Annotated in this window: 3 protein-coding genes; 2 read left to right on the top strand and 1 reads right to left on the bottom strand. The window is 71.5% G+C overall.

Annotated features, from left to right (window positions below; all coding sequences use genetic code 11):
• Positions 1-589: 589 nt before the first annotated feature.
• Positions 590-1,906, top strand: a complete 1,317-nt coding sequence (gene serS / locus E0D90_RS23730; RefSeq protein WP_130800024.1) for a serine--tRNA ligase — start codon at positions 590-592, stop codon at positions 1,904-1,906.
• Complete coding sequence (locus E0D90_RS23735; protein ID WP_130800025.1) at positions 1,903-2,733, top strand: HAD family hydrolase; 831 nt, start codon at positions 1,903-1,905, stop codon at positions 2,731-2,733. The genes serS and E0D90_RS23735 overlap by 4 nt, the downstream gene beginning before the upstream one ends.
• Before the next feature lie 151 nt (positions 2,734-2,884).
• Here the strand turns inward: E0D90_RS23735 and E0D90_RS23740 are convergent, their stop codons facing one another.
• On the bottom strand, positions 2,885-4,348 hold the full coding sequence (locus E0D90_RS23740) for a DUF6351 family protein (protein ID WP_130800026.1): 1,464 nt from the start codon (positions 4,346-4,348) through the stop codon (positions 2,885-2,887).
• Between the last annotated feature and the right edge of the window lie 273 nt (positions 4,349-4,621).

Raw genomic sequence — 4,621 nt, forward strand, 5'->3', positions numbered from 1 at the left:
TCCCGGCTTCGGCGCGATCGGCGGGTGGTCGTGATCGACCGTACGGGGAGGGGGTGTTGGCGTGCGCCGGAGGTGTCCGCGTGCCGCTGGGGTGCGGTCCTTGTGACGGCTCTGCGGGCACTCCGCGTCGGCTCGGCGGCCTGTTGTGCACAGTCGGCGGGCCCCGGCCCCGAGTTTTCCACAGGTGGCCCCGCTGCCTGTGAATAAGTCGACATCCAAACCGGGCATTATCGACATGGCGCCATGACAACCCCAAAGCGTTGAAACTCCTCCCGGATCACCAGGTGTCCCCCTCCCTCATGAAATTCATGGTTTCCTGCACGTCAATTCCCCCGAAAAGCGGGCATACCTCGGGTTTGCGGAGGCCGTGGAACGCCTGACGGGGGCCCTGTCAAGGCCGCGCCCAGTTGTCCACAGGCGCGGCGCACTGCCTGTGGATAACTTGTGGGAAACGGCTCTGAACTGTGGATTCACCGGGCCTGGCCGACGGGAACGTACCGCGCATCACCGGCAAACAGCCCGAATCGTCGTGGGGTACCGGACACTCGCCCCTGCCCCCGCCAGGGGTGGCAACCGGTAGCCTGTTGCCGTGATTGACCTTCGCCAGCTCCGAGACGACCCCGACCGTGTCCGCGCCTCCCAGCGCGCCCGTGGAGAGGATGTCGACCTGGTCGACGCCCTGCTCTCCGCCGACGAGCGGCGCCGGTCGTCCGGCAGCCGGTTCGACGAGCTGCGCGCCGAGCAGAAGGTACTCGGCAAGCAGATCCCGAAGGCCACCGGCGACGAGAAGACCGAGCTGCTGAAGAAGGCCGGCGAGCTGTCCGCCGCCGTCAAGGCCGCCGACGCCACGCAGAACGAGGCCGACGAGGAGACGCAGCAACTGCTGCGCAAGCTCGGCAACATCGTCCACCCGGACGTCCCGGTCGGCGGCGAGGAGGACTTCACCGTCCTCGAAACCCACGGCACCATCCGGGACTTCGAGGCCGAGGGCTTCACCCCCCGCGACCACCTCGAACTGGGCGAACTGCTCGGCGCCATCGACGTCGAGCGCGGCGCCAAGGTCTCCGGCTCCCGCTTCTACTACCTCACCGGCATCGGCGCGCTGCTCGAACTCGCCCTGGTCAACGCCGCCATCGCACAGGCCACCGCCGCCGGCTTCATCCCGATGCTCACCCCCGCGCTGGTACGCCCGCGCGCCATGGAGGGCACCGGCTTCCTCGGCCAGGCGGCCGAGAACGTCTACCACCTGGAGCGCGACGACTACTACCTCGTCGGCACCTCCGAAGTACCCCTGGCCGCCTACCACATGGACGAGATCGTCCCCGCCGAGAAGCTGCCGCTGCGCTACGCCGGCTTCTCGCCGTGCTTCCGCCGTGAGGCCGGGACCTACGGCAAGGACACCCGCGGCATCTTCCGGGTGCACCAGTTCGACAAGGTCGAGATGTTCTGTTACGTCGCCCCGGAGGAGTCCGAGGCGGAGCACCGGCGGCTGCTGGAGTGGGAGAAGCAGTGGCTGACCGCCCTCGAACTCCCCTTCCAGGTCATCGATGTCGCCACCGGCGACCTCGGCGCCTCCGCCTCCCGCAAGTTCGACTGCGAGGCGTGGATCCCGACCCAGGGCAAGTACCGCGAGCTGACCTCGGCCTCCAACTGCGACGAGTTCCAGGCACGCCGGCTCTCCATCCGCAGCCGTGAGGCGGGCGGCAAGGCCCGCCCGCTGGCCACTCTCAACGGCACGCTCTGCGCGGTGCCGCGCACCATCGTCGCGCTGCTGGAGAACCACCAGCGTCCCGACGGCTCGGTGCACGTCCCCGAGATGCTGCGTCCCTACCTGGGCGGTCGCGAGGTGCTGACCCCGGCGGACGCCGCCGGCACGGTCGCCCCGCCCGCGGCCGGCGCCTCGTGACCGGCGGCGCGTTTCCCTACGGCCTGGTCGCCACGGACCTCGACGGCACCCTGCTGCGCCACGACGGCACCGTCTCCTCGCGCACCCGGGACGCGCTCAAGGCCGTGGTGAAGGCGGGTTCCGCGCACATCGTCGTCACCGGCCGGAACGTCGCCTGGACCAAGCACGTACTGGACGACCTCGGGTACGACGGTCTGGCCGTCTGCGGCCAGGGCGCGCAGGTCTTCCACGCCGGTGAGCACCGGCTGCTGACCTCGGTCACCCTGGACCGGCGCGCCGCCCGGCACGCGGTGGACGAACTGGAGGCCGAACTCGGCCCGTTGTGGATCGCCGCGAGTCGCGACGGTACCGACGGCGCCGTCCTGGTCGACCCGGCCGGTTTTCCCGTCCCCGCGCCCGACGACGACAACTCGCTGGCCGCGGTGCCCTACAACGACCGCGCCGAACTGTGGGCCGAGCCGCTGATGAAGCTCTACATCCGGCACCCGGAGCTGGGCGACGACGAACTCGCCGAGGCGGCACACCGGTTGGTCAACGGGACGGTCGGTGTGGTGATGGCCGGTCCGGGCACCGTCGAGGTGCTGCCGCTGGGGCTGACCAAGGCCAGCGGCCTGTCCATCGCCGCCCGCCGGCTCGGGGTGAAGGGGCAGGACACCATCGCCTTCGGCGACATGCCCAACGACATCCCCATGTTCCGCTGGGCGGCCCGGGGCGTGGCCATGGCCGACGCCCATCCGGAGCTGCTGGCCGTCGCCGACGAGGTGACCGCCGGCTGTGACGACGACGGCATCGCCAAGACCCTCGAACCCCTGCTCGCGGGCGTCTGAGGGCAGCGTCCCCCGCATCCGGCGACAGAACGGGGCCCGCGCGCACCGTGCGCGCGGGCCCCGTCCTCGTTTTCTCGGTCCGATGGCCGATGGCCGATGGCCGACGGCCGACGGCCGCCGGGTGTCCGCCGTGTCTCCGGCGGCAGCGGGCTCAGTGCGCGATGCCCACGCCGCCCAGGCGGCTCCACAGCGACTCCTCCAGCGCGCTCATCGCCGGCCAGTACCGGCCGCCGGGCCGGGCGTTGACCCGGTCGTGGTACGCGTCGGGGCGGAACTCCGCGTCGAAGAAGCAGCCGGCGCCGTAGCTCCGGTCGAACTCCGGGCAGGCGGCGGCGACCGAGGCGGCGGTCGGCTTCTGGCCGGTGCGTACCCAGCTCTCCAGCGAGTCCAGCGCCGTCGCGTAGCCGGAGTCGCTGAGGCCGCTGTGCTCGCTCTCCCGGGTGAACGTCTGCAGCAGGTGACGTTCGCGCCCCGCGCCGCGCAGCGTGGCCCGGTAGGCGGACTCGTGCTCGACGAACGCGGTCGCGTCGTCGATGGCGTGCATGGTGAGGACCGGCACCGAGACCTTCCCGGTCAGGTCGCTGTCCCACGACAGGTCACGGCGCGCGCTCCAGTCGGGGACGAAGCGCTGCACACCCCGGTTCAGCGCGGCATCGTCGTGCGAACCGCGGTAGCGGACACCGAGGTTGGAGAACGGATTGCGTCCGTCGAGACGCTTGTTGACGATGTCGGAGAAGGTGTTGGTGGCGAACCGCAGATGTGACTCCAGGGTGCTCTCCGGGATACCGGTGACCGCCAGGATGTCGTCGAGGTTCCGCTGCTGCAGCGCGGTGCGCTCCTGCGGCGCGGAGAGGTGGCCGGTGCACTCCTGGACGCGGGCGCGCAGGTCGGCCGTGGTCATCGACGCGCCGGCGGGGTACCCCTGCCACAGCGGGTACTGCTGCTCCTCCGGGCGGGGGTGGTTGCCGCAGTAGAACTGGTAGACGGCGCGCAGATCCACCCGGTAGTCATAGCCGCGCGAACCGCCCGCCAGGACGCCGTTGGTCAACAGCAGCCCGTCGTAGGGGCCCTTGGCGCTGCCGTACACCTCCGCCGTCTTGGCGGCGACGTTGCCGCCCCACGACTGGCCGTGCAGCAGGGTCAGTTCGGGCTCGCCGAACGCCGCCACGAACTCCTGCCGCACGTTCTCGGTGTCCTCGGCCGCCATCCGGGTGCCGTAGCCGCCCCGCCGGTAGGAGGAACCGGCCCACGCGTAGCCCTCCTCGACCATGACCGCCCAGCGCTCCAGGTCACCGGGGCTGCGCTCGGGGTCGGCTCCCTCGCCCAGGCCCGGCCCGCCGTGGGCGTGGAGCACCAGGGAGCCGTTCCACCGGTCGGGTACGGCGAACGCGTAGTACGCGCCGTTGTCGTCCTGGCCCGTGTAGCAGGTCGCGGCGTCGGCGATCGACTCCGGACAGGCGGCGACGTCCGGTTCGGGTGCCGCGCCGCGCGCGGAGGCGGTTCCGGAGGCCAGGCCGGCCGCGAGGGCCACCCCCGCGGTTCCGGCGGCCAGGGTGGTCCGCAGTCCGGTCCACGACCGTCGGCGTGACCCGGTGGGGAGGGGTCCGCTGTTCATCGTTCTGGGCTCCTCGGGCTCGTCCCGGGCCACCGTCCTGCGGTCCCGGGTTGCGGGATGCGATGGTAGGCGGAGGACGTCACCGCAGGCCAGAGCCGTGCGCGTTGTGGTCGTAGTGGTCGGGGCGCGAACGGCGCGGGGCCAGTCCGGGTCACCCGGGCGATACGGGGGTGCTACAGCGAACTCCTAGCGTGATGGCCAGAGCCGGTCCGGCCCGGTCCGGTGAGTCCAGCCGCAGGAGCACCACCCCATGACGCAGCAGCAGCACGCCCC

Source organism: Streptomyces otsuchiensis (assembly GCF_004305975.1).
In the GTDB taxonomy this organism is placed as follows: Bacteria; Actinomycetota; Actinomycetes; order Streptomycetales; family Streptomycetaceae; genus Streptomyces; species Streptomyces otsuchiensis.